Origin of the sequence: Suilimivivens aceti (assembly GCF_025567405.1) — a bacterium.
Lineage (GTDB): Bacteria > Bacillota > Clostridia > Lachnospirales > Lachnospiraceae > Suilimivivens > Suilimivivens aceti.
This window is the reverse complement of record NZ_JAOQKJ010000004.1, coordinates 180,582-204,426: the sequence shown is the minus strand read 5'-3', so window position 1 is coordinate 204,426 and position 23,845 is coordinate 180,582. Positions and strand designations below refer to the sequence as shown.

Below are 23,845 nucleotides of genomic sequence, written 5' to 3'. Positions count from 1 at the left end.
CAGAAAAGAAAGGGAATGAAAATGGAGTTACAGGATAAAGAGGTTCTTGTGATTGGAACCGGTATCAGTGGAATTGGTGCAGCCAGGCTGCTTTTACAGGTTGGAGCCAGACCTGTTTTGTTTGACGGAAATGATAAACTGGATATAGAAGAGATCAGAAAGAAGCTGGAAGGAGCAGAAGGAATCCGGATCGTGCTCGGAGAAGTGCCGGAGGAGATGAAGGAAAGGATCGATCTTCTGGTGATCAGCCCCGGAGTTCCCATTGATTCCCCTCTGGTGGAAGAATTTCAAAAGAAAAATGTACCGGTGATCGGTGAGATCGAGCTGGCAAGTCAGTTTGCCAAAGGAAAGATTGTTGCCATTACAGGCACCAATGGCAAGACGACCACAACGACCCTGACAGGGGATATTATGAAGGCATATTATGATTCTGTATTTGTAGTGGGAAATATCGGAAATCCCTTTACCACAGAGGTGCTTTCCACGACAGAGAAATCTGTGACAGTAGCAGAGATCAGCAGCTTCCAGCTGGAAACGACAAAGACCTTTGCACCGGAGGTGTCAGCAATCCTGAACATTACACCGGATCACCTGAACAGACACCATACCATGGAATGCTATGTGGAAACCAAAGAGAAGATAGCCATGAACCAGACAAAGGATCAGGTCTGTGTGCTGAACTATGAGGATGGTTATACCAGAGCCTTTGGTGAAAAATGTCCGGCAAAGGTGGTTTATTTTTCATCCAGAAGAGAACTCCCGGAAGGCATTTACCTGAAAGGAGAGGATATTTACCTTAAGGAAGACGGAGCAGAAGAGAAGCTTCTGAATATCCATGAGCTGAACCTTGTGGGGATCTGTAATGTGGAAAATGTCATGGCAGCGATTGTGATCAGCCGTGCCATGAAGGTTCCCATGGATGTGATCCTGGATATTGTAAGAAATTTCCATGCAGTGGAGCACCGGATCGAATTCGTGGCAGCCAAAGAAGGCGTAGATTATTATAACGATTCCAAGGGCACTAACCCGGATGCGGCCATTCAGGGAATCCGTGCCATGACAAAGCCAACAGTGCTGATCGGCGGCGGCTATGATAAACAGAGCGAATACGATGAATGGATCGAGGCCTTTGACGGTAAAGTCAAGGCACTTGTACTGATCGGTCAGACAAGGGATAAGATCGCAGCGTGTGCAAAGAAACACGGCGTGGAGAATATCATTCTGGCGGATACCTTTGAGGAGGCATTTGAGGTTTGCAGACAACAGGCAGAGCCGGGAGATGCTGTGCTGCTGTCCCCTGCCTGCGCAAGCTGGGGTATGTTCCCCAATTATGAGGTAAGAGGTAAGATTTTTAAAGAGCTTGTGAATAAAATAGGAGAATAAGCTAAGTGGCAGATAGAAACGCTGGAAGAAGAAAAAAAGGGCAGCAGGAATCATTTTTTGATTATACACTGTTGTTTATAGTGCTGTTTTTGCTGGGCTTTGGTCTGATCATGCTGTATTCTACCAGTTCCTATGAAGCCAACATGGACTTTGGGGATTCCGCTTATTATCTGAAAAAGCAGCTTGTGGCAACGCTCATGGGACTGGTTCTGATGGTAATTGTTGCCAGTATTCCCTACCATTTCTGGGAACGGTTTGCTACCCTTGGCTATCTGGTGTCGGCATTTATGATCCTGCTGGTACTGACGCCCCTTGGCTACGAGGCAAACGGTGCCAAGAGGTGGATCCGTATTGCAGGAATGTCCCTGCAGCCTGCGGAGGTGGCAAAGCTTGCCATGATCCTGTTCCTGGCAAGTCTTGTGTGCAAGATCGGCAAGGGGATACGGACGACCAAGGGCTTTATGATCATGCTGGCAGCCCCGCTGCCGATTTGTGGTGAAGTATATCTGATCACCAAAAACCTGAGTTCTGCGATTATCATTTTCGGGATTGCGGTACTGATGGTATTCGTGTCCAGTCCGGATTATAAGAAATTTGTCCTGATCGGTCTGGCGGGTGCAGCAGCAGCGGCACTCGTTGTATTCCTGATCGTTAATGCAGCCAGCTCAGATAACATGAGCTTCCGTGGAGGACGTATTCTGGCGTGGTTAGATCCGGAGGCCTATGCAGATGGCAAGGGCTTCCAGACTCTGCAGGCACTTTATGCCATTGGATCAGGGGGTATCTGGGGAAAGGGACTTGGACAGAGTATGCAGAAGCTTGGCTTTCTTCCGGAGGCACAGAATGATATGATCTTTTCTATCATCTGTGAAGAACTGGGGCTGTTTGGTGCGACTGCTGTTATCGTGCTTTTCATCCTGCTGATCTGGAGATTTATGGTCATTGCCAATAATGCGCCGGATTTGTTTGGTGCGATGCTGGTCGTTGGTGTGATGGGACATATTGCGATTCAGGTGATCCTGAATATTGCTGTTGTTACCAATACGATCCCCAATACCGGTATTTCACTTCCGTTTATCAGCTACGGAGGCTCCTCAGTTCTGTTCCTTCTGATCGAAATGGGACTTGTCCTGAGTGTAGGCAAAGGAATCAAGCTGAAGGATCTGTAAAGGCGTACAGACACTTTTCCTGAAAAAGAGCATATAGTAGAATAGGTCTAATCTGCAAAGGGTGGATGAAATTTGGATGCTGTTCATATAAGAGGAGGAAATGCTCTTTTCGGGGAGACAAAAATACAGGGATCTAAAAATGCGGTATTGCCGGTTATGGCAGCCGCACTTTTAATAGAAGATATCAGTATTATTGAAAATTGTCCCAGGATATCGGATGTATTCCGTATGCAGAAACTCCTTGAGAAGATCGGCTGCCGGGTAAGCAGAGCAGATCGTACACTTTTGATTGATGCAAGAGACGTATCCAAGGAGATGATGGAAGGGGAATCAGTTACGGGGATGCGCTCGTCCCTGATGCTTCTTGGCGCCATGCTTGGAAGATTCCATGAGGTTACCATGGAATATCCCGGGGGATGTGTGATAGGAAGACGTCCTATTGATATTCATCTGAAAGCGCTGGCCAGAATGGGAGTGGATATTGAGGAGAAGGACGGGGCATTTACAGCAAGAGCCGGGAACCTCACAGGGAATGTGATCACGCTTCCTTTTCCGAGTGTGGGAGCAACAGAAAACGTGATATTGACAGCTGTTATGGCAAGGGGGATCACGGTGCTGCAGAATGCAGCCAGAGAGCCGGAGATCGTTGCACTTTGTCAGTTTTTATGTAAAAGCGGCGCCATGATCGAGGGTGCCGGTGGATGTGTGATCCTGATCGAAGGTGGCAGAAAGCTGCATGGAACCCGTTTCCGGGTGCCGGCAGACCGGATCGTGGCAGGTACGTATCTGCTGGCAGCCCTTGGAGCCGGTGGTCATGTTTTCTTAAGAGAAGCACCTGCCATGCAGATGAACTGCGTGATCTGGCTGGCCAGGGAAATGGGAGCAGAGGTCATGATCACCAGAGAGGGGATCACAGTGATGACAGATCCTGTGAAAAAGCCGGTTTCCTGTATCCGGACAGAAGTATATCCTGGCTTTCCCACAGATCTGCAGTCGCCCCTGATGGCAGTTCTGTCAAAGGCAGAAGGAAAAAGTGTAATAGAAGAGAAGATCTTTGAAGACCGTTTCCGGATAGTGGGAGAGCTTTGCAAGATGGGAGCCTGTATCCGGACGGAAGGTGATATGGCAGGAATCTGTGGTGTGGAAAATCTGCGGGGATGCCTGGTAAATGCAGGAGAGCTGCGGGGCGGTGCAGGACTTGTGATCGCAGGCTGTATGGCACAGGGGGAAACTACAGTGACAGGCAGGCACTTTATAGAAAGAGGCTATGAGGATATCTGCAGAGATCTGCAGGATCTTGGAATCAATATTGTGTGTGGATAGGATTATGGCAGGAAAAGTCACGAAGAAAAGAAAACAGCAGAAAAAAGCGAATATACCTATGACAACAATGTCCCTGCCAAGATTCCGTGTACTGGAGGGTGAGGCAGGGAAGAAGCCGAAAAAGCGGAAAAGAGAGAAGGGCAGCTTCCCGGTATGGGGGATCATTCTGCTTGTGGTTCTTGTCCTGCTTGCCGGCATTACGGCAGCAGCCTATTGGTATATCACTGCCAATTATACGGTTACCAATGTTTATGTGGAGGGTAATGTCCATTACAGCAATGAAGAGATCATGGATATGGTCATGAGCGGAAGGTATGGGAATAATTCCCTGATCCTGTCACTGAAGTACAGAGATAAGAGCATAGAGGGGATTCCGTTTGTAGAAAAAATGGACGTTTCTGTTCTGGATCCTCATACGGTAAAAATAGAAGTTTATGAAAAGGCACTGGCCGGCTATGTGGAGTATCTGGACAGATATCTGTACTTTGATAAGGATGGGATCGTAGTGGAAAGCTCTTCTGAAAAAACAAAGGGTATTCCCATGGTCACGGGACTTACATTTGACCATGTGGTTCTTTATCAGGCACTTCCTGTGGAAAATCCTGAGATTTTCAGTGAGATTTTAAGCATAACCCAGCTTGTGAACAAATATAATCTTATAGTAGACCGGATTTTCTTTGGTTCGGACAACTCCCTGACCCTTTATTTTGAAAATGTAAAGGCAGCTTTTGGTAACAGCGGTAATCTGGAGGAAAAGGTGATGGAGCTGCAGTATATCCTGCCGGAGCTGACCGGAAAGAGTGGAACACTGCGTATGGAGAATTATACAGAGGAGACGAAAACGATAACTTTTGAGCCGGATTCTAAGACAGAATAAAAGGACGTACAGGCTTTAAAAAGTTTATGAAAAACTGAAATTAGTGGTTGATTAATCACTGGAAAAATTATATGATAATCTATATGAGTTTTTAGGGAATGATGAAGGAGGAAGCACCTTGCTGGAGATTAAGACAAACGACGCTGAGTCTGCTGCCCGCATTATTGTAGTCGGTGTAGGCGGTGCAGGCAATAACGCTGTTAATAGAATGGTAGAAGAGAATATTACAGGAGTAGAATTTATCGGGATCAACACCGATAAGCAGGCCTTACAGCTTTGCAAGGCACCAAAGCTCCTGCAGATCGGCGAGAAGCTGACCAAAGGACTTGGTGCAGGAGCCAAGCCTGAGATCGGTGAGAAGGCAGCTGAGGAGAGCAGTGAAGAGATATCCGCAGCGCTGAAGGGTGCAGATATGGTGTTTGTAACCTGTGGTATGGGAGGCGGAACCGGAACCGGTGCTGCACCGGTAGTGGCCAAGCTTGCCAAGGATATGGGTATCCTTACTGTAGGCGTTGTTACCAAGCCCTTCCGTTTCGAAGCAAAGGCACGTATGGTCAATGCCATAAGTGGTATTGAGAGAATTAAAGATAATGTAGATACGCTGATCATCATTCCCAATGACAAGCTTCTTGAGATCGTAGACAGACGGACAACCATGCCGGATGCCCTTAAGAAGGCAGATGAGGTGCTTCAGCAGGCAGTGCAGGGTATTACAGACCTGATCAATGTTCCTGCTGTTATCAATCTGGACTTTGCGGATGTGCAGACAGTTATGAAGGACAAGGGTATTGCTCACATCGGTATTGGTGAAGGCAAGGGAGATGATAAGGCAAGCGAAGCTGTCAAGATGGCAGTAGAGAGCCCGCTGCTTGAGACAACTATTTCCGGTGCTACCCATGTGATCATTAATGTATCCGGAGATATTACCTTGGCAGATGCATCCGATGCAGCAAGCTATGTTCAGGAGCTTGCAGGAGATGATGTGAATATTATCTTTGGTGCCATGTATGATGCAAGCAAGACAGATTCCTGCAAGGTTACTGTTATTGCGACTGGTCTGGTTGATGAGACACTGCCTAATAACAAGACAATGTCCAATATGGGAACCTACGCAAATAAATATGTGAAGCCGGTTACCCCGAATGTGAATCTGAAGAGCAGACCTTTCACAGCTCCGGCTGAGAATCCCATGCAGGGACAGGTACAGACACCTGTAAGAAAGCCGGCACAGGGAATCATCAATCCCGGTGATATCAGAAGCAAGGTAGAGAACAAGCCGTTAGATATTCCAGGATTCCTGCAGAAGAAATAAAAGAGATAAGTAAGCACAGGAGCTGTATATCATCAGATATACAGCTCTTATCAATTATTATGGGAGAAAGAGTATGAATGAGGAAGAATTAAAAGAGGCACAGGAGTGCCTTACCTTTATAGAAGAGAGCATGAGCTGTTTCCATGCTGTAGAAAATGTAGAGAAGCGCCTGCAGAAGAAAGGCTTTGTCGGACTTTCGGAAAAGGAAGGCTATGGTCTTACAGAAAGATTAAGAAAGGATCCGGAACAAAACCGGTATTATGTGAAGCGGAATGGTTCCTCTCTGATAGCATTTACCCTGCCGGAGGGGAAACCAAAGGGCTTCCACATTATGGCATCTCACAGTGATTCTCCCACCTTTAAGGTAAAATGTGAAGGGGAGATGAAGACCGAGGGCGGTTATATCAGACTGAATGTGGAGCCATATGGAGGCATGATCCATGCCACGTGGTTAGACAGGTGTCTTTCTGTAGCTGGAAGGATTGTCTATCAGAAAGAGGATCAGCTTCTTTCCAAAACAGTGAATGTGGATGAGGATCTGCTTGTGATCCCCAATGTGGCTATTCATATGAACCGTGGCATGAATGACAAGCTGACCTATAATCCCCAGACTGATCTGCAGCCGCTTCTTGCCGTAGAGGAAGGAAAGGAAAAGAAGGCTGGCGATATCTTGATGGACAAGGTGGCACAGTATGCCGGCGTGAAGAGGGAAGATATTCTTGGGAAGGAATTGTTCTTATATGTCAGGGAAAAAGGAAGACTTGCAGGAGCTTCGAAGGAACTGATCATTTCTCCAAGACTGGATGATCTTGCCTGTGCATATGGAAGCCTTAAGGGGTTTCTGAAGGGTGATAGTAAGGATTATATAAATGTTTATGCTCTTTTTGATAATGAGGAGGTGGGAAGCCTTACCAAGCAGGGTGCAGCTTCTACATTTCTGAGGGATACCCTGCGGCGGATCAGTGAAGAGTATGATCCTTCTGAAAGCACTTATCTGCAGCTTCTTGCCGACAGCTTCATGATCTCCGCAGACAATGCCCATGCCATGCATCCGGCTCACCCGGAAAAGGCAGATCCGGGAAACAGGCCATATCTGAATGGGGGTATCGTCATCAAGTATCATGGCGGACAAAAGTATACCACAGATGCGTATTCTGAGGCTGTCATGAGAAGGGTATGCAGGGATGCCGATGTGCCTGTCAGTGTATACTGCAACCGTTCTGATATTGCCGGTGGCTCTACTCTTGGTAATATTTCTGCAGGACAGGTTTCCATTCCCTGTGTGGATATCGGGCTGGCACAGCTTGCCATGCATTCCAGCGTGGAAACAGCAGGAACGAAGGATATCAGAATGCTTGTGAAGGCAGCCAGGAGCTTTTACAGTATGTGATCACGGAAAGGAATAAAGGAGCCGGAGAATGTGTACCGTTTGCAGAAACGGACATGTTTCCCGGCTCCTTTTGCGATGAGTTATGGGAGTGAAGTCCGGATTTTGACAAAATCCGGACTTCAGAATGATTATAATGATGAAGTGCCATGGAAAGAGAGGTGACACTTGCAAAAAGTTCTGTATCTTGACAGTATCTTTCTACATAATCTGGTGCCTGATTTTCTGATCCTGAGACTGATCCTTAAGACCCTTAGGAAATCTACCACTTTTTTTCGGGTCATGGGCGGGGCAGCGGCAGGAGCAGGGATGTACTGTATTACCCTGTGCCTGCCAGGAAGTCTGCTTTCCGGGATCTTTGTAAAAGTGATCACAGCACTGCTCATGCTGAAGATCACAGCACCTTTTCAGAAAGGAAAAGAACTGCTTACAGGGCTGCTGCTTTATTTCACCTTTGCATTTTTCATGGGTGGGGGCATGCTGCTTGTAAAGCGTCTTCTCCTGGAAAACAGCATAAGAGTACAGGGAGATCTGCTTATGCTTTCGGGCATGGCAATATATGGACTTGCGGCTTTTTTGCAGGACTGGAAGCAGAGAAAAATGCAGACACATTTCTGCAGGGTATGGCTTCCCGGGGATGACGGGAATTTCGCCATAACAGGACTGATCGATACCGGGAACGGGCTGATTGAGCCCGTCAGCAGAAAGCCGGTGGCAGTACTGGATGAGGTGTGCTTTGAAAAAATGAGCCACTGCAAAAGACCTGAGAAATACAGGATCATTCCCTTTCACAGTATAGGAACAGAAAGAGGAATGCTGGATGCCTATGAAATAGAAGAAATACAGCTGGAGGAGGAAACGGGCAGAAGACGCCTTAAGCAGGTGATGATTGCCGTGTGCAGAGAGCGTGTGTCCGGAAGGAAGAAATATCAGATGATTCTGCCACAGCAGTGGTTTTTATAGGAGGAGCAGTTATGGTTTTTAAGGTTGCAATGCCAGGAAGATTCCAGTTTAAGATATATCGGAGAGAAGCAGGATTTCTTACAGGAAGGCAGGGAGATGTACACTATATCGGAGGAAGTGAGGTGCTGCCACCGCCTCTTGAGGCGGATAAGGAGAATGCAGTGATCAGTGACCTTGGCACGGAGTATGAGGATGAAGCCAAATCAATTCTGATCGAGCATAATTTAAGACTTGTTGTTTATATTGCAAAGAAGTTTGATAATACCGGGGTGGGTGTGGAGGATCTGATCTCCATTGGTACGATCGGACTGATCAAATCCATCAATACGTTTAATCCGCAGAAAAATATCAAACTGGCAACCTATGCGTCAAGATGTATTGAAAATGAGATTCTGATGTACCTCCGGAGAAACAATAAGACAAAGCTGGAGGTTTCGATTGATGAGCCCCTGAATGTGGACTGGGATGGGAATGAACTGCTTTTGTCAGATATTCTTGGAACGGATGAGGATGTGATCTACCGGGATATTGAAACAGAGGTGGAGCGAAAGCTTTTATTGAAAGCGGTAGATAAGCTTTCTGACAGGGAAAAGACGATCATTAATTTAAGGTTTGGCTTAAGCGATCCTTCCGGGAAGGAGCTGACCCAGAAGGAGGTGGCTGAAATGCTTGGTATTTCCCAGTCTTATATTTCCAGGCTGGAGAAGAAAATTATGAAGCGTCTGAAAAAGGAACTGATTCAGGCTGTCAGATAGTTTTTCATGGTCTTTAAGGCATTTTTCTCAAGGCGGCTCACCTGCGCCTGAGAAATGCCGATCATGCCGGCCACTTCCATCTGGGTTTTTCCTTCAAAGAAACGCAGGGAGATGATCTCATTTTCCCGTTTATTCAGATGCTTCATGGCTTCACTTAAGGAAAGATGTTCCACCCAGTTATCTTCCTTATTTTTCTTGTCACTGATCTGATCCATGACATAAAGGGTATCCCCGCCATCGGTAAAAACAGGCTCGTACAGGCTCATTGGATTCTGGATGGCATCCAGGGCATAGACAATATCTTCTTTGGAGATGCCGATTTCTTCCGCAATTTCACTGAGAGTAGGATCCTTCATATTTTTCTTTAACAGCATTTCCTTTGCATAAATGGCTTTGTAGGCTGTATCCTTCAGGGAGCGGCTGACCCGGATACAATTGTTGTCACGGAGAAAACGCCGGATCTCTCCGATGATCATGGGTACGGCATATGTGCTGAATTTGACATTCAGGGAAACATCAAAGTTATCAATGGCCTTGATCAGACCGATACAGCCGATCTGGAACAGGTCATCCGCATTTTCGCTGCTGGATGAAAAACGCTTGATCACGCTGAGGACAAGACGCAGGTTCCCCTCGATATATTTTTCCCTGGCAGAGGTGTCCCCCTGCGTGATTTTTTTAAAAAGAGCCTCTTTTTCTGCTGTCTTCAGCAGGGGGAGTCTTGCCGTATTTACCCCGCAGATTTCAACTTTTCCCTGTGCCATAAAGAATCCTCCTGTTTACTAGATACTTGTAATCATTCTCAAAAGACCAGGAAAATATTCATGCAGAAAAAGGATTTCCAGATTTGTCTGTCTGCATAAAATAATAAAAAGAGGAAGAGGCAGGAAAAGATGCGTTATTCAGAACTGAAATGTAAGGATGTGATCAATTTAAGGGACTGCAGGAAGCTTGGCAGGATCGGAGATCTTGAGTTTGATGAATGCAGCGGAAGGATATGCAGTGTCACGGTACCGGGAAATAATAAATTCTGTAATCTTCTGAAATCGGAACCGGATTACTGTATTCCCTACAAGGATATCAAACAGATCGGACCTGATATTATTATTGTAGATGTCTGCGGTTGACATGCTTTTCTGTGCGGAATATAATATTCTCAAAGAACCAGAACAGGAGAAAGCCTATGAAATGTCCCTATTGCAGCCATGAAAATACAAGAGTCATTGATTCAAGACCGGCAGAGGATAACAATTCCATCAGACGAAGAAGAGTGTGTGATGAATGTGGTAAACGCTTTACCACCTATGAGAAGATAGAGACGATTCCCCTGATCGTGATCAAGAAGGATGAGAACAGGGAGCCATATGACAGATCCAAGATCGAAGCAGGCGTTCTTCGTGCCTGCCATAAGAGACCGATCAGCATCAATCAGATCAACCAGCTCGTGGATGAAGTAGAGACAGAGATTTTTAACAGGGAAGAGAAAGAGATCCCAAGCCGTGTGATCGGAGAACTTGTCATGGATAAGCTGAAGAATCTGGAAGCTGTAGCCTATGTCAGATTTGCTTCTGTATACCGGGAGTTCAAGGATATCAATACCTTTATGGACGAACTGAAGAAGGTACTGAAATAAAGAAAACAGAGAGAAAAACAGAGATAAGGAACGGGAAAAGCCATTTTCCCATAAAAGAAAGCAGTCCTGAAAAAAGGATTGCTTTTTTAAAAAGAATCATATACAATAAGCGAGGCATTTAAACAGAATGCAAAATTTCATAACAAGAATGAGAAAGGAATCAGAAACATGAAAAAAGGAGCAGTAAAATGGCTTCTGGTCTTCATGCTTACCACACTTGCTGTTGCACTGGGCGGATGCGCAGGTGACAAGGAAGGGGAGAGTTCTTCTCAGATTACCATCGGAATCCCCCAGGATCTGGAGGATAGTCTTGACCCTCACAAGGCAGTGGCGGCAGGAACTAAAGAGGTATTATTCAATCTGTTTGAAGGATTGGTTAAGCCGACCAGTGATGGTGATTTAATCCCTGCAGTGGCAAGCGCCTATGAAGAATCAGAAGGCGGGAAGGTATATACCTTCACATTAAGAGACGGAGTAAAGTTTCACGACGGAAGCCTGGTTACGGCAGAGGATGTAAAGTTTTCACTTGACAAATGCGCCGATACCAGTAACGGAGGACCTCTGGTACCGGCGTTTTCCAATATTGAGAGCGTGACGATCGCAGATGATCATACCGTAGTTGTAACACTGCAGGAAGCAGACACAGAATTCCTGGCTTATATGACGACAGCAATCATTCCAAAGGCCAATGAGAATCCGGATACCAATCCCATCGGAACAGGACCTTACAAATATGTATCCCGTTCACCCCAGGAGAACTTTGTAGTAGAGAGGTTTGATGATTATTGGGGAGAAAAGGCTAATATTGAGAATGTAACCTTTAAGATCTGTGCCAATGCCGATTCCATTGTCATGAATCTGGAGGGCGGATCCATTGATATGTTCGCAAGAGTGACAGCAACCCAGGCAGCAGAGCTTTCTGACAAGTTTGATGTACTGGAAGGGACGATGAATCTGGTGCAGGCTCTTTACCTGAACAATGCTGTAGCGCCCTTTGATGATGTAAGGGTCAGACAGGCTCTCAGCTATGCAGTAAATCCGCAGGAGATCATGGATATCATTTCAGACGGTAAGGGAACCGAGCTGGGAAGCTCCATGTTTCCGGCGTTTGGAAAGTACTATATGGAAGAACTGAATGATACGTATCAGCAGAATTTTGATAAGGCAAAGGAGCTGCTTGCAGAAGCCGGTTATCCGGATGGCTTTTCCTTTACGATTACAGTACCTTCCAACTACCAGCCCCATATAGATACCGCACAGGTTCTGGTAGAGCAGTTTGCCAATATCGGTGTGACTGCCAATATCCAGCTTGTAGAGTGGGACAGCTGGCTGAGTGATGTTTATACAGACAGAAACTTTGAATCCACGGTTGTTGGTGTAGATGCATCAAGTCTTACAGGAGCAGCCCTTTTGCAGAGATTTACCAGTACGGCATCCAACAACTTTATCAACTATAACAATGCAGACTATGATACGGCTTTTGCAAATGCACTTACCAGCACGGATGATGCAGAGAAAACAAAGTATTACAAGGAATGCGAAACAATTCTTGCTACAGATGCAGCAAATGTTTATATTCAGGATCTGCCGGAGTTTGTAGCATTAAATAAGAACTATACAGGATATGAGTTCTATCCCCTGTATGTTCAGGATATAGCAAAACTGAAGCTTGTCAGCCAGTAATCTGACGATAGGAGGACAAAGAGATGAGATATGCAGGCAAAAAGATTTTGACGATGTGTGTAACCCTGTTTGCAGTCACGCTCTTTGTCTTTCTTGCTTTTCATATGATATCGGGAGACCCGGTGACCTCCATGCTGGGCACCCAGGCAACACCGGAGAGGGCAGAGGCACTGCGGGAGGAGCTTGGATTGAATGACCCGGTGCTTGTACAGTATGGCAGATGGGCTGCCGGTTTCCTGAAGGGAGATATGGGCACCTCTTACAGCTACCGGATGCCGGTCAGCGAAATGATCCTGGATAAGCTGCCGGTTACCATTACCATGACACTGATGGCTTTTGCATGGATGATACTGATCTCCATTCCTGTAGGTCTGTATGCGGCAAAGCACGAGGGAGGAATGACAGACCGGATCATTACCGTGGTCAATCAGATCATTATGGCAGTACCGCCTTTCTTTGCCGGGATCCTGATCACCTTTGTGTTTGGAATGATCTTCCGGCTGTTTACACCGGGTGGTTATGTTTCCTATCAGATAAATATAGGAAAGTTCGTGGGATATCTGTTCTTTCCTTCTCTTGCCATAGCACTGCCAAAGGCAGCCATGGCGGTCAAGCTTCTTAGGAGCTCTGTGATCTCGGAAATGAAGCTTGATTATGTGCGGACAGCTTATAGCAGAGGAAACAGTAAACGGAGCGTCCTGTACCGTCACGTACTGAAGAATGCCATGATCCCGGTGATCACCTTTCTTGGGATGGCACTTTCTGATATGATCGCAGGCAGCATTATCATTGAACAGGTTTTTGGGATCCCTGGGCTTGGAAGGATTCTTCTGACGTCTATCTCTAACAGGGATTATCCGGTGGTGATGGCGGTGATCGTGTGTATTGCCGCGCTGGTGCTTGTAGTCAATATGGTGGTGGACGTGATCTATGGTCTGGTAGATCCCAGAATATCAGTGGAATGATCCGGGGAGAAAAGGATGAACTGGAAAAAGATCAGAAAAAACAAGAATTTCATTGCGGGCAGTATTCTGACAGGGATCATGCTGTTTATGATCCTGATGGGATGCTTTTATACTCCTTATAATCCCAATACCATGGATCCTTCTGCCAAGTTTGCTGGCATATCGGTGAAGCATCTGATGGGCTGTGACAATTTTGGAAGGGATATTTTCTCAAGGGTACTCTCCGGGAGCAGAACGACTCTGATCGTGGCTGCGGGAACTGTACTGATCGGTGTCACTTTCGGTATTCTGATCGGGGCGCTGACCGGATATTATGGCGGCATCCTGGATGAAGTGCTGATGCGGATCAATGATGCTGTGTTTGCCTTTCCCAGTATCCTGCTTGCCCTTTTGTTTATCAGCCTTCTTGGCAGCGGCAAGTATCATGTGATCATCGCACTTGGCATTGCCTTTGTACCAAGCTTTGCCAGGATCGTGCGGAGTGAATTTATCCGGAATAAAAACATGGATTATGTGAAAAGCGCAAAGCTCCAGGGAGCAGGGGACTTCAGGATCATGTTTGTACATATCCTGCCAAATACCATGACAGTGCTGCTGTCAGCCATTATGATCGGCTTTAACAATGCTGTTCTGGCAGAAGCGGGAATGAGCTTCCTTGGGATCGGTGTACAGCCACCGGATGCCAGTCTTGGAAGAATGCTTTCTGAGGCACAGTCATTTCTATTCAGTGTACCCATGTATGCGCTGTTCCCCGGACTGACGATCATACTGCTGGTGCTTGGATTTGGTTTATTGTCGGATGGGCTTAAAAATGAGTAAGGAAATGATAAGAGTTACAGATCTGAATATAGAGTTTTTTGACCATGAGAGACCGGAGACTGTGGTCTACGATTTTGACCTTACCTTGCATGAGGGGGAGATCGTTGGACTGGTAGGAGAATCCGGCTCCGGAAAATCTATGAGTGCGCTGGCAATCGCAGGGCTTCTGAGCAGGAAGGACATGAAAAAAAGAGGAGAGATTCTGTTTGAGGGAGTGAATCTCCTTGACTGTGACCGTAAAACACTGCGTAAGTTCCAGGGAAATGAGATCGGTATGATATTCCAAGAGCCGATGACCTCTTTAAATCCTGTGAAAAAGATCGGCTGGCAGGTAGAAGAAGCTCTCCGCCTGCACACGGAACTTTCAAAGGAAGAACGGAAAAAGCGTGCTATAGAAATGCTGGAAAAGGTGGAACTGCATAATCCGCAGCAGGTGTATGAGCAGTATCCACACGAGCTCTCCGGAGGTATGCGCCAGCGTGTCATGATCGCAGCGGCCATGATCTGTGATCCGAAGCTCCTGATCGCCGATGAACCGACGACAGCACTGGATGTGACGATCCAGGAGCAGATCGTAGCATTGCTGAAAAGGATCAATCGGGAAAAGAAGACAGCTATTCTTTTTATCTCTCATGACTTAAGTCTGGTGCGTCAGCTATGTGAACGGGTGCTGGTGATGAGGAGAGGCTATGTGGTAGAGAGCGGACCTGTGGATGAGATTTTTTATCATCCGAAGGAAGAATATACGAAGAAGCTGATCGCAGCGATTCCAAGGGTAATCAGAAAGACAGAAAAGGATTCATGATGACAGAGAATATTCTGGAGGTTACGGATCTGCAGGTGTTTTATCCTGTGAGCCGGAAAACTCCCTTTGAAAAGAAAAAAAGCATACAGGTGCTGAAGGATGTTTCCTTTGCCATGAAACGGGGAGAGGTTCTTGGCCTTGTGGGAGAGAGCGGAAGCGGTAAGACGACTCTTGCCAGAAGTATTCTGCAGATGATTCCCTATGAAGGGACGATCATAAGAAATACAGAGCAGCCCCAGATGGTATTTCAGGATCCCTACGGATCCTTAAATCCATCGAAAAGGATTGCATGGATTCTGGAGGAGCCGCTGCGTCTGAAGGGTGGGCTGTCAAAAGAAGAGAGAGTGCTAAAGGTAAAGACCATGCTGGAGCGGGTAGGACTGGAAGAGAAGATTCTGGAGCATTATCCAAGAGAGCTTTCTGGTGGACAGAGACAGAGGATTGCGATTGCTGCAGCACTGATGCTGGAGCCGGAGCTTCTGATCGCCGATGAGCCGGTATCAGCACTGGATGTGACAATACAGGCACAGATCCTTGCACTTTTAAAGGAAATCCAGAAGGAAATGAATCTGTCCATTCTTTTTATTTCCCATGATCTGAGAGTAGTATATGAGATGTGTGACCATGTGCTGATCATGCAGCAGGGACAGATCAGGGAGAGTGGGGATGTGGAGGAGGTCTACTTCCATCATAAAGATCCCTATACAGGCAGGCTCCTTAAGGCAGCCGGGATCCTGGTGTAGGAGGCCGCACTTCGAAAATATACGAAATATGAAAACGATGTTAATTTTTTATTCTCATGGATCGATATATATGATATAATCATGAAATAATGTTGACAGAAAGGAGTAAAGCGATGGCAATCAGTCTGATGTCAGGCTACAATAATATATCAGCTTATTACCGGATACCGGAAGCCTCCGCAGTTACTCCACAGAAGATAGAAGCACAGCAGGAAACAGTACCTGGCAGTACCAAGTCAGGAAATGCAGCAGAGGAGCAGCCCACAGGTGGACAGATACAGCAGAGTGCGGCTGAGGAGAGTGCATTACAGAAGAGAACCTCTGTGAATCCTTCCGAAATCTCGATGACCTTCCATAAGGAAGAAACCTTCGATTATCTGGGCAGTGAGAGCAGTCTGATGAATCTGGATATGCAGAAAGCGATCTCTGATATGAAGAAGGATTCCATTTTGCAGGACTACCAGTATTTTGTAGGAAGCACCATTTCGGTAAATCCGGAAGATGGCATGGTAATCCGTAAATAGACAGTCCGGGAAATATAGGGGGACTGTTTTATACAGGCAGCATAAACAACACCTTGCACAAGTGCAGGGTGTTTTGTTATACTCATCAGAGAGAGAAATGAGGAATCGTATGCTGCAGACTTTTTATCCGGATCTGTATATGGATTCGGCTTATGGAATTGATTATGAAGAATATTACCGGAGGGGATTCCGGGGGATTATTTTTGATATTGACAATACGCTGGTGGAGCATGGGGCACCGGCAGATGAAAGAAGCATTGCACTGATGGAGCGTCTTAAGAAGACAGGCTTTCAGATCATGCTCCTTTCCAATAATAAAGAGCCCAGAGTGAAAATGTTTAATGACAAAGTCCATGTCTCCTATATTTTTAAGGCAGGAAAGCCGGCGAAAAGAGGCTATGAGGAAGCAATGTCAAAGATGGGAACAGACAGAGGTACAACCCTGTTTGTCGGAGATCAGCTTTTTACGGATATATGGGGTGCCAGAAGAGTGGGGATTTTTTCTATTCTGACAAGACCCATTGATAAGAAGGAAGAGATCCAGATCATTCTGAAACGGCGGCTGGAATGGATTGTCCTGTATTTTTATAAGAAGAAATGCAGAAAAGAAGGCACAGAATTTCTGGTTCATGGGAATGGGAGATAAGATATGGAAATTAACGGATATACAAGACTTTGCGGACTGATTGGAAATCCGGTGGAACATACCCTTTCACCGGTGATCCATAATACGGTGGCAGAAGAGATGCATGACAATCTGGTCTACGTGCCGTTCCATGTGGAACAGGGAAATCTGCAGAAGGCCATTGCAGGTGCTTACAGTCTGAATGTACTGGGACTGAATGTGACAGTACCCTATAAGCAGGCGGTGATCCCCTGTCTTGACTGCGTAGAAGGACTGGCAGAGAAGATCGGTGCCGTGAATACTCTTGTCAGAACAGAAAACGGCTTCCGGGGTTACAATACAGATATGATGGGCTTATACCGTGCGATGGAGGAGGAAGGCATTGCCTTTGAAGCAGAGGATATGATTCTTCTCGGGGCAGGTGGTGCAGCACGGGCAGCAGCTTTTCTCTGTGCTGAGAAAGGGGCAAAAAGAGTATATCTTTTAAACCGCTCCTATGAAAAGGCAGCAGTTCTTGCAGAGGAAGTGAACAGGGCCTATGAAAGAGACTGTATTCTTCCAATGGCGCTTTCGGAGTATGAGAAGCTGCCGGAAGAAAAGATGACAGCCATCCAGGGAACCAGTGCCGGGCTGTACCCCAATACGGAGGATGCCGTGATCCTGGATCCGGCTTTTTACCAGCATATCAGCAAAGCCTATGATCTGATCTATAAGCCTGAGGAAACCAGATTTATGAAGCTGGTGAAGGAAGCTGGTGGAGAGGCTTATTGCGGTATCCGGATGCTCTTGTATCAGGGGATCATTGCCTATGAACTGTTTCTGGATACCAAAGTACCAGAGAATGTGATCCGTAAGGTGTCCGCTCTGCTGCAGGAAAAAGTCAAAGGATAGAGACGGATGAAAAATAATATTATACTGATCGGGTTTATGGGATGTGGCAAGACAAGCACGGGGATCCGGCTTTCCTATGCACTCAGGAGAACACTGATCGATACAGATAAATGGATTGAGAAAAAACAGAAAATGAGTATTTCCGAACTGTTTGCCAGTAAAGGAGAAGCCTGCTTCCGGAAAATGGAAACGGATTGTATCAGGGAGCTGATCCGGACAGAGGATAACAGGATCATCGCTACTGGCGGGGGACTGCCGCTCAGGGAAGAGAATGCCAGACTGCTTGCAGAACTTGGGAGTATTTATTATCTCAGGATCACACCGGAAATTGTGTATGAGAGACTGAAGTATGATACTACAAGACCCCTTTTGCAGGGAGAAGATCCGAAGGGGAAGATCAGGGCACTGCTGGAACAGAGGGCACCATTATATGAGGCATGTGCAGATCATGTGATCGATGTGGGAGAAAAGAATTTTGGTGAGATCATTGATGAGATATGCAGGCTTCAGGGGGAAGAGAGATGGAATGGAAAGGACAGGGAAGAAAAATGAAAATCTTGATTATTAACGGGCCAAACCTGAATTTTCTAGGCATTCGTGAGAAGAATATCTATGGAACGCAGGATTATGATTATCTGCTGCAGATGATCGCCAAAAAGGGAGAAGAGACAGGCTGCACCATAGAGGTATTCCAGAGTAACCATGAAGGTGCCATCATTGACAGGATTCAGGATGCCTACTTTGACGGAACAGAAGGGATCGTGATCAATCCGGGAGCCTATACTCATTACAGCTATGCGATCCATGATGCCCTTGCCAGCGTGACTATGCCAAAGGTGGAGATCCATATTTCCGATATCACAAACAGAGAGGAGTTCCGTAAGGTTTCCGTAACAGCGCCGGCATGTGATAAACAGATCTACGGACATGGTCTTCCGGGTTATCTGGAGGCAGTAGATTTTCTGCTGGAAAGACAGGGAAAGTAGTTTTTTGTAATTAGTAGCAGAAAACAGTTGAAAATTATCGGTATTTATATTAAACTTAATAAGAATTATAACGTGAGAATTTTAGGAGGAATATTTTAATGATTTCTGCAGGTGATTTCAGAAATGGTATTACGATTGAGTTAGATAATAATGTTTACCAGATTATTGAGTTCCAGCATGTAAAGCCCGGTAAAGGAGCTGCATTTGTAAGAACTAAGCTGAAGAATATCAAGAGTGGCGGCGTAGTAGAGAAGACTTTCAGACCTACTGAAAAGTGTCCTCAGGCACGAATCGATAGAAAAGATATGCAGTATCTGTATTCAGACGGAGACCTGTATAACTTTATGGATGTGGAAACCTATGAGCAGATCGCACTGGACGCTGATACAGTTGGCGATGCCCTGAAGTTTGTAAAAGAGAACGAAATGGTTAAGGTATGTTCCCACAATGGCAGCGTATTCGCTATTGAGCCTCCGCTGTTTGTTGAGCTTGAGATCACAGATACAGAGCCCGGATTCAAGGGTGATACAGCAACTGGTGCTTCCAAGCCTGCTACTGTAGAGACAGGAGCAACCGTTAACGTTCCTTTATTCGTTGAACTTGGTGACAAGATTAAGATCGACACCAGAACTGGAGAGTATTTATCCAGAGTATAAGACGTACCACGAGACAATGATAAGCCTGAAAGACAATGAACTTTGATTCATTGTCTTTTTTTGCGTGTGCAGAAATAAAATCAGCAATATTCTAAAAACACATCTAAGAAAGAGGTATCTTATGGAAAACACATCTATGAATTTTAATGTATTTGCAGAAACAGTTGTCAGGGAACTGAAGAAAACAATGGGAGAGAGGTTTCAGATCACAACTACAGTAGTAAAAAAGAACAATGGCGTGGAGCTTCTTGGTATCGTTGTCCAGGAGGAGGGGCTTAACACATCACCTACTGTATATATCAATGACTTTTATGAAAATTACAAGGAGGGGACGGCAGTTCCAAAGATTGTGGAGGCACTTGCAAGGATCCTTCATCAGAGCAGGATCCCGGAGGAAGTAAATCTGTCAGATTTTCTTGATTTTGAAACGGCGAAGGAACAGATCTCTGTCAGGCTGATCCATTATGAAAAAAATAAGAAGCTTCTGCTGGATACACCCTGGAGACCGGTGTGTAATCTGGCTCTTGTCTGTTATTATACCGTACAGCAGTCACCCTTCTATGGAAAGGCTTCTATTCTGGTTAAAAATGAGCATCTGGAAAAATGGGGCATTACGGATAAGGATTTGTTTGCAGAGGCATTGGTTAATACACCTGTCAGATATCCGGCGTCTATAGAACCGATCGAGGAACTGATCTTCAGGAACTGGGCAGATGAAAAGAAGGAAAAGCTCCGGGAGGAGCTTCAGTCGGATCAGGTAAGGATTCCACTCTTTGTACTCAGTAACCGTCAGAGACTGCAGGGAGCTGTATGTATGTTTTATCCAGGTGTACTGAAGCAATTTGCCGGAAGGATCGGCAGGAACCTTTATATTTTGCCAAGCTCTGTGCATGAGGTTCTGCTTCTGCCGGATCAGGGAGACCGAAACAGACAGGAACTGCTTCGGATGGTGACAGAGATCAATGAAAACTGTGTGGCAGACTGTGAAATCCTGGCGGATTCGATTTATTATTACAGAAGAGAAACCGACCGGATTGAACAGCTCTGCTGACAGGAGCCTGGGTTCACAGTTTTTTCATAAATGGTGGGGTAGACATTACGGGATTCTTATGATATGATATTCAAGGTGATGTAACAAATTTGTAATAATTATTTTTTATGCACCCGTAGTCTAATGGATAGAACGAAGGCCTCCGACGCCTTTAATGCAGGTTCGATTCCTGTCGGGTGCATTTGCATCACCTTGAATAAAAGAAAGGAAAGCTATGAAACAATCCAATCAGAACAAATTGCATATGTTGAAAGAAAAATCCATAGCAGTCAAAGACTGGATCATGGATAATACTAAGATCGTAATGCCGGTTGTTCTTGTTGTATGTGTACTCATTACCATATTTGTTGCCATTAATGCAAACCAGAAAGAGGCACTGAAAAAGGAAGCGGAAGAAGCTGCTGCGGCAATTGCAGGTCAGGAAGAATCAGCTTCAGTGGAAGGACTCAGTACACCGGTTTATGAACTGGAAGAAAATGCCTATCCTGAGATCAACAATATTATCAAGACGTATTACGATGCACAGGCATCAGGAGATGTGGAGACAATCGCATCCCTGAACACTTATCTGAACGACATTGAAAAGATCCGTATACAGGAGATGAGCAAATATATTGAAGACTATCCTGTCCTGAATGTTTATACGAAGCCGGGACTTGATGAGAATACTTATGTAGCCTATGTCTATTCAGAAGTGAAATTTACAGATGTGGATCAGGAGCTTCCGGGGCTGAAGACATACTATATTGGCCAGGATGGAGACGGACAGTACTTTATCAATGATGGTACCTACGATGATACAGTAAGGAACTATATTAAAGAAGTAACACTTCAGGATGATGTGGTCGATCTGAACAATAAGGTTGTTGTGGAGTATAATGACCTCCTTGCAGAAGATGATGAACTGAATGAGTACGTCGCATATCTGAAGGAAAAGATCAATGAAGATGTCGGTGTGATCCTTGCCAAGGAGGAAACTCCGGATGCAGAAGAAGCAGAGGGAGAAGCTGCGGAAGAAGAAACAGAAGGAGAAACAGAAGAACCTGGCAGCACAGACGACAATATTGTGACAACAGTCACTATGGTCAAGGCTACGGATGTAGTAAATATTCGTACCTCAGACAGTGAGACTGCGGATAAGATTGATAAGGCACAGATCGGACAGGAGTTCAAGCTTCTTGAACAGCGGGGAAATGGCTGGAGTAAGGTCGAGTATAATGGTAAGGATGCTTATATCAAAAGTGAGTATCTGGAGACAGTATCAGAGGAGACAGTGGTAGATACCGGTAGTGCTGAGGCTGAGAGTACTGATGCAGATTCCGGAACTGTCTCGGGAACAGTCACTGTGAAAGAGAATGTAAAGGTTCGTACCAGTGCAAGTACGACAGCAGATTCCCTTGGCACCGCGTATGTTGGTGAGAAGCTGGATCTGATCATGAAGCAGGCTGATGGCTGGACCAAAGTCAAGTATAAAGGACAGACAGCATTTGTTAAATCCGATTATGTAGAATAAGGAGAATGCTTATGTTTGAGAAGTACAATATCGGTATTATGGGAACCGGTAATATAGCCGGTATTATGGCTGATACGATTAAAAAGATGAAGGGTGTGAAGCTGTATGCAGTAGCATCCCGGACAAGAGTCAAAGCAGATGCCTTTGCGGCAAAGTATGGCTGTAAGAAGGCTTATGATTCCTATGAAGATCTGGTTTCTGATAAGAAAATAGACCTGATCTATATTGCTACTCCTCATTCAGAACATTATGAAAATGCCAGACTCTGTATCCTGAATGGAAAGCCGGTACTGTGTGAAAAGGCATTTACAGCAAATGCACAGCAGGCACAGGAGCTGATCTCTCTGGCAAGAGAAAAAGAAGTATTCATTACGGAAGCAATGTGGATCCGCTATATGCCAATGGTAACTACGATTCAGGAGGTTCTTGGAAGCGGCATTATTGGTGAGCTTAAGACTCTGACAGCAAACCTCGGCTATGTTGTAGGCGATAAGCCTAGGCTGAAAGAGCCGTCTCTGGCAGGTGGTGCACTTCTGGATGTTGGTGTTTACCCATTGAATCTGGCAGCCATGCTGTTTGGTACGGGCATAGAAGGAATAGATTCCTCCTGTACTTATACAGAGACAGGTGTAGATGAGCAGAACAGTATCACGATCCGCTACACGGATGGTAAGGTTGCAGTGTTGAACAGTTCAATTGTATCCCTGAGTGACAGAAAAGGTGTGATCTATGGAACAAAGGGATTCGCTGTTATTGACAATATCAACAATTTTGAAGCAATCCGTGTTTATGATGATTCCTATAAGCAGATTGCCGCTTATATGCGTCCCAAGCAGATCAGCGGTTATGAGTATGAGGTAGAGGCCTGCCTGAAGGCTCTGGATAATAAAGAACTGGAATGCGTACAGATGCCTCACAGTGAGACAATCCGTATCATGAGGATCATGGATGAGCTGAGAAAACAGTGGGGAATCCGTTATCCTTTTGAAGAAGATGCTGCTGAACAGCCTGAAAGCCAGAGCGAAACCGTGGAACAGCCTGAAAGCCAGAGCGAAACTGCGGAACAGCCTGCAGGCGGAGAAAGTCCTGTCCAGGAAGAACAGGATGCGGAATTACAGAGTCCGGAATAAAATATGATATACAGGAAATACTAAAACAGAGTGAAGATATCTTCACTCTGTTTTTTTACTCCACAGGAAATATCGCTCCGTCGCCAAACGTGAAGGCGAGATCTCAGCAGAGCAGAATGAAGGTGAAAGGAAGGCAGGGAAACGGAATGAACGAAGATGATGCAAGGGTATTGCAGGAAGTGCAGAAGAATACACAGATGGCTATGCAGGCGGCATCCATGATCGGAAATAAGATTTATGACAATGATCTGGCCATGGTTGTCAGACAGCAGGAGATGGGATACCAGTCTCTTTATCAGGAGGCTACAAAATGCCTGATGAAGGAGCAGGTAAAAAGCTATCAGAGCAGTGGTTTCCAGGAACTGATGCTGAAAAGTGCGATTACAGGAAATACCATGCTGAATGACAGTACAAGCCATATTGCGGAGCTGATGATAAAAGGGAATAACCGGGGACTTACGGATATGTGGAAGATCATGAACCATCATAAAAATGCGGGAAAAGAGTCAGTAGAAGTAGCTAAGGAACTGATGGATTTTGAAGAAAAATGTATTCAGAGTCTGAAAGTTTACCTGTAGAAGAAAAGAAAACAGTCAGTTTTTTTACTAAAAAAAGTACGAAAAAACTTTTCCGATTTAATTGCATAAAGTGT

Annotated in this window: 26 protein-coding genes and 1 tRNA gene; 26 read left to right on the top strand and 1 reads right to left on the bottom strand. The window is 45.5% G+C overall.

From position 1 onward, the window contains the following. The first annotated feature begins 21 nt into the window (after positions 1-21). From murD to sigE, 8 genes are all read left to right on the top strand, one after another. Positions 22-1,383 carry a UDP-N-acetylmuramoyl-L-alanine--D-glutamate ligase gene (gene murD / locus OCV77_RS06205; RefSeq protein ID WP_262574078.1) on the top strand — a complete coding sequence of 454 codons (1,362 nt, stop codon included), beginning with the start codon at positions 22-24 and terminating at the stop codon, positions 1,381-1,383. A 5-nt stretch (positions 1,384-1,388) separates the two neighbouring features. Further along, entirely contained in the window at positions 1,389-2,552 is a 1,164-nt protein-coding gene (locus OCV77_RS06200; RefSeq protein WP_262574077.1) for an FtsW/RodA/SpoVE family cell cycle protein, read from the top strand. Between the two features lie 72 nt (positions 2,553-2,624). After that, positions 2,625-3,875 (top strand): UDP-N-acetylglucosamine 1-carboxyvinyltransferase, encoded by a 1,251-nt coding sequence (gene murA / locus OCV77_RS06195; protein WP_262574076.1) that lies wholly within the window; start codon positions 2,625-2,627, stop codon positions 3,873-3,875. 4 nt (positions 3,876-3,879) lie between these two features. Then, positions 3,880-4,752 carry a cell division protein FtsQ/DivIB gene (locus OCV77_RS06190; RefSeq protein WP_262574075.1) on the top strand — a complete coding sequence of 291 codons (873 nt, stop codon included), beginning with the start codon at positions 3,880-3,882 and terminating at the stop codon, positions 4,750-4,752. A gap of 118 nt (positions 4,753-4,870) precedes the next feature. After that, a complete protein-coding gene (gene ftsZ, locus OCV77_RS06185; RefSeq protein WP_118797755.1) occupies positions 4,871-6,064 on the top strand; it encodes a cell division protein FtsZ in 1,194 nt (397 codons plus the stop codon). A gap of 73 nt (positions 6,065-6,137) precedes the next feature. Further along, complete coding sequence (locus OCV77_RS06180; protein WP_262574074.1) at positions 6,138-7,454, top strand: M18 family aminopeptidase; 1,317 nt, start codon at positions 6,138-6,140, stop codon at positions 7,452-7,454. A 165-nt stretch (positions 7,455-7,619) separates the two neighbouring features. Beyond that, complete coding sequence (locus OCV77_RS06175) at positions 7,620-8,414, top strand: sigma-E processing peptidase SpoIIGA (protein ID WP_262574073.1); 795 nt, start codon at positions 7,620-7,622, stop codon at positions 8,412-8,414. Between the two features lie 11 nt (positions 8,415-8,425). Beyond that, positions 8,426-9,169, top strand: a complete 744-nt coding sequence (gene sigE, locus OCV77_RS06170; RefSeq protein ID WP_118797758.1) for an RNA polymerase sporulation sigma factor SigE — start codon at positions 8,426-8,428, stop codon at positions 9,167-9,169. On the opposite strand, the gene sigG is transcribed toward sigE, so the two are convergent. Then, the gene (gene sigG / locus OCV77_RS06165) at positions 9,154-9,933 is read right to left on the bottom strand and encodes an RNA polymerase sporulation sigma factor SigG (protein WP_262574071.1); all 780 of its coding nucleotides are present in this window, start codon (positions 9,931-9,933) and stop codon (positions 9,154-9,156) included. The genes sigE and sigG overlap by 16 nt on opposite strands. 129 nt (positions 9,934-10,062) lie before the next feature. On the opposite strand from sigG, the gene OCV77_RS06160 reads away from it, so the two are divergent. The 18 genes from OCV77_RS06160 to OCV77_RS06075 all read left to right on the top strand — a co-directional run bounded on the left by OCV77_RS06160 (position 10,063) and on the right by OCV77_RS06075 (position 23,771). Further along, positions 10,063-10,296 carry a YlmC/YmxH family sporulation protein gene (locus OCV77_RS06160; protein ID WP_118797760.1) on the top strand — a complete coding sequence of 78 codons (234 nt, stop codon included), beginning with the start codon at positions 10,063-10,065 and terminating at the stop codon, positions 10,294-10,296. Positions 10,297-10,352: 56 nt separating this feature from the next. After that, positions 10,353-10,802, top strand: a complete 450-nt coding sequence (gene nrdR, locus OCV77_RS06155) for a transcriptional regulator NrdR (RefSeq protein ID WP_118797761.1) — start codon at positions 10,353-10,355, stop codon at positions 10,800-10,802. Between the two features lie 168 nt (positions 10,803-10,970). Continuing rightward, on the top strand, positions 10,971-12,485 hold the full coding sequence (locus OCV77_RS06150) for an ABC transporter substrate-binding protein (protein ID WP_262574069.1): 1,515 nt from the start codon (positions 10,971-10,973) through the stop codon (positions 12,483-12,485). 23 nt (positions 12,486-12,508) lie between these two features. After that, on the top strand, positions 12,509-13,450 hold the full coding sequence (locus OCV77_RS06145) for an ABC transporter permease (RefSeq protein WP_262574068.1): 942 nt from the start codon (positions 12,509-12,511) through the stop codon (positions 13,448-13,450). A 15-nt stretch (positions 13,451-13,465) separates the two neighbouring features. After that, positions 13,466-14,269 carry an ABC transporter permease gene (locus tag OCV77_RS06140; protein WP_118797764.1) on the top strand — a complete coding sequence of 268 codons (804 nt, stop codon included), beginning with the start codon at positions 13,466-13,468 and terminating at the stop codon, positions 14,267-14,269. Next, on the top strand, positions 14,262-15,074 hold the full coding sequence (locus tag OCV77_RS06135) for an ABC transporter ATP-binding protein (RefSeq protein WP_262574066.1): 813 nt from the start codon (positions 14,262-14,264) through the stop codon (positions 15,072-15,074). Before OCV77_RS06140 ends, OCV77_RS06135 begins: the two co-directional genes overlap by 8 nt. Then, on the top strand, positions 15,074-15,817 hold the full coding sequence (locus OCV77_RS06130; protein WP_262574065.1) for an ABC transporter ATP-binding protein: 744 nt from the start codon (positions 15,074-15,076) through the stop codon (positions 15,815-15,817). The genes OCV77_RS06135 and OCV77_RS06130 overlap by 1 nt, the downstream gene beginning before the upstream one ends. Before the next feature lie 113 nt (positions 15,818-15,930). Then, the gene (locus OCV77_RS06125) at positions 15,931-16,341 is read left to right on the top strand and encodes a hypothetical protein (protein WP_118797767.1); all 411 of its coding nucleotides are present in this window, start codon (positions 15,931-15,933) and stop codon (positions 16,339-16,341) included. A gap of 109 nt (positions 16,342-16,450) precedes the next feature. Further along, entirely contained in the window at positions 16,451-16,987 is a 537-nt protein-coding gene (locus tag OCV77_RS06120) for a YqeG family HAD IIIA-type phosphatase (protein ID WP_262574064.1), read from the top strand. Positions 16,988-16,990: 3 nt separating this feature from the next. Beyond that, a complete protein-coding gene (aroE, locus tag OCV77_RS06115) occupies positions 16,991-17,857 on the top strand; it encodes a shikimate dehydrogenase (protein ID WP_118797769.1) in 867 nt (288 codons plus the stop codon). A 6-nt stretch (positions 17,858-17,863) separates the two neighbouring features. Continuing rightward, positions 17,864-18,409: a shikimate kinase gene (locus tag OCV77_RS06110; RefSeq protein ID WP_118797770.1), complete on the top strand. Its 546-nt coding sequence runs from the start codon at positions 17,864-17,866 to the stop codon at positions 18,407-18,409. Further along, positions 18,406-18,843 (top strand): type II 3-dehydroquinate dehydratase, encoded by a 438-nt coding sequence (gene aroQ / locus OCV77_RS06105; protein WP_262574063.1) that lies wholly within the window; start codon positions 18,406-18,408, stop codon positions 18,841-18,843. The genes OCV77_RS06110 and aroQ overlap by 4 nt, the downstream gene beginning before the upstream one ends. Positions 18,844-18,941: 98 nt before the next feature. Beyond that, entirely contained in the window at positions 18,942-19,499 is a 558-nt protein-coding gene (efp, locus tag OCV77_RS06100; protein ID WP_118797771.1) for an elongation factor P, read from the top strand. A gap of 121 nt (positions 19,500-19,620) precedes the next feature. After that, positions 19,621-20,550, top strand: a complete 930-nt coding sequence (locus OCV77_RS06095) for a DUF5688 family protein (RefSeq protein ID WP_118797772.1) — start codon at positions 19,621-19,623, stop codon at positions 20,548-20,550. A 109-nt stretch (positions 20,551-20,659) separates the two neighbouring features. Beyond that, positions 20,660-20,731: transfer RNA gene (locus tag OCV77_RS06090), tRNA-Arg, on the top strand. A gap of 33 nt (positions 20,732-20,764) precedes the next feature. After that, complete coding sequence (locus tag OCV77_RS06085) at positions 20,765-22,063, top strand: SH3 domain-containing protein (RefSeq protein ID WP_262574061.1); 1,299 nt, start codon at positions 20,765-20,767, stop codon at positions 22,061-22,063. An 11-nt stretch (positions 22,064-22,074) separates the two neighbouring features. Then, on the top strand, positions 22,075-23,193 hold the full coding sequence (locus OCV77_RS06080) for a Gfo/Idh/MocA family protein (RefSeq protein ID WP_262574059.1): 1,119 nt from the start codon (positions 22,075-22,077) through the stop codon (positions 23,191-23,193). Between the two features lie 116 nt (positions 23,194-23,309). Beyond that, complete coding sequence (locus OCV77_RS06075; RefSeq protein WP_262574058.1) at positions 23,310-23,771, top strand: hypothetical protein; 462 nt, start codon at positions 23,310-23,312, stop codon at positions 23,769-23,771. Positions 23,772-23,845 lie beyond the last annotated feature (74 nt).

What these genes read in the sequence shown, in the direction of transcription:
- sigE (WP_118797758.1), top strand. Translation starts at nt 8,426, where the DNA reads ATGGTTTTTAAGGTTGCAATGCCAGGAAGATTCCAGTTTAAGATATAT.
- OCV77_RS06160 (WP_118797760.1), top strand. Translation starts at nt 10,063, where the DNA reads ATGCGTTATTCAGAACTGAAATGTAAGGATGTGATCAATTTAAGGGAC.
- aroE (WP_118797769.1), top strand. Translation starts at nt 16,991, where the DNA reads ATGGAAATTAACGGATATACAAGACTTTGCGGACTGATTGGAAATCCG.
- OCV77_RS06180 (WP_262574074.1), top strand. Translation starts at nt 6,138, where the DNA reads ATGAATGAGGAAGAATTAAAAGAGGCACAGGAGTGCCTTACCTTTATA.
- OCV77_RS06150 (WP_262574069.1), top strand. Translation starts at nt 10,971, where the DNA reads ATGAAAAAAGGAGCAGTAAAATGGCTTCTGGTCTTCATGCTTACCACA.
- OCV77_RS06190 (WP_262574075.1), top strand. Translation starts at nt 3,880, where the DNA reads ATGGCAGGAAAAGTCACGAAGAAAAGAAAACAGCAGAAAAAAGCGAAT.
- sigG (WP_262574071.1), bottom strand. Translation starts at nt 9,933, where the DNA reads ATGGCACAGGGAAAAGTTGAAATCTGCGGGGTAAATACGGCAAGACTC.
- OCV77_RS06130 (WP_262574065.1), top strand. Translation starts at nt 15,074, where the DNA reads ATGACAGAGAATATTCTGGAGGTTACGGATCTGCAGGTGTTTTATCCT.
- murD (WP_262574078.1), top strand. Translation starts at nt 22, where the DNA reads ATGGAGTTACAGGATAAAGAGGTTCTTGTGATTGGAACCGGTATCAGT.
- OCV77_RS06110 (WP_118797770.1), top strand. Translation starts at nt 17,864, where the DNA reads ATGAAAAATAATATTATACTGATCGGGTTTATGGGATGTGGCAAGACA.
- nrdR (WP_118797761.1), top strand. Translation starts at nt 10,353, where the DNA reads ATGAAATGTCCCTATTGCAGCCATGAAAATACAAGAGTCATTGATTCA.
- OCV77_RS06085 (WP_262574061.1), top strand. Translation starts at nt 20,765, where the DNA reads ATGAAACAATCCAATCAGAACAAATTGCATATGTTGAAAGAAAAATCC.
- OCV77_RS06140 (WP_118797764.1), top strand. Translation starts at nt 13,466, where the DNA reads ATGAACTGGAAAAAGATCAGAAAAAACAAGAATTTCATTGCGGGCAGT.
- OCV77_RS06125 (WP_118797767.1), top strand. Translation starts at nt 15,931, where the DNA reads ATGGCAATCAGTCTGATGTCAGGCTACAATAATATATCAGCTTATTAC.
- OCV77_RS06120 (WP_262574064.1), top strand. Translation starts at nt 16,451, where the DNA reads ATGCTGCAGACTTTTTATCCGGATCTGTATATGGATTCGGCTTATGGA.
- OCV77_RS06135 (WP_262574066.1), top strand. Translation starts at nt 14,262, where the DNA reads ATGAGTAAGGAAATGATAAGAGTTACAGATCTGAATATAGAGTTTTTT.
- OCV77_RS06145 (WP_262574068.1), top strand. Translation starts at nt 12,509, where the DNA reads ATGAGATATGCAGGCAAAAAGATTTTGACGATGTGTGTAACCCTGTTT.
- OCV77_RS06075 (WP_262574058.1), top strand. Translation starts at nt 23,310, where the DNA reads ATGAAGGTGAAAGGAAGGCAGGGAAACGGAATGAACGAAGATGATGCA.
- OCV77_RS06095 (WP_118797772.1), top strand. Translation starts at nt 19,621, where the DNA reads ATGGAAAACACATCTATGAATTTTAATGTATTTGCAGAAACAGTTGTC.
- efp (WP_118797771.1), top strand. Translation starts at nt 18,942, where the DNA reads ATGATTTCTGCAGGTGATTTCAGAAATGGTATTACGATTGAGTTAGAT.
- OCV77_RS06080 (WP_262574059.1), top strand. Translation starts at nt 22,075, where the DNA reads ATGTTTGAGAAGTACAATATCGGTATTATGGGAACCGGTAATATAGCC.
- aroQ (WP_262574063.1), top strand. Translation starts at nt 18,406, where the DNA reads ATGAAAATCTTGATTATTAACGGGCCAAACCTGAATTTTCTAGGCATT.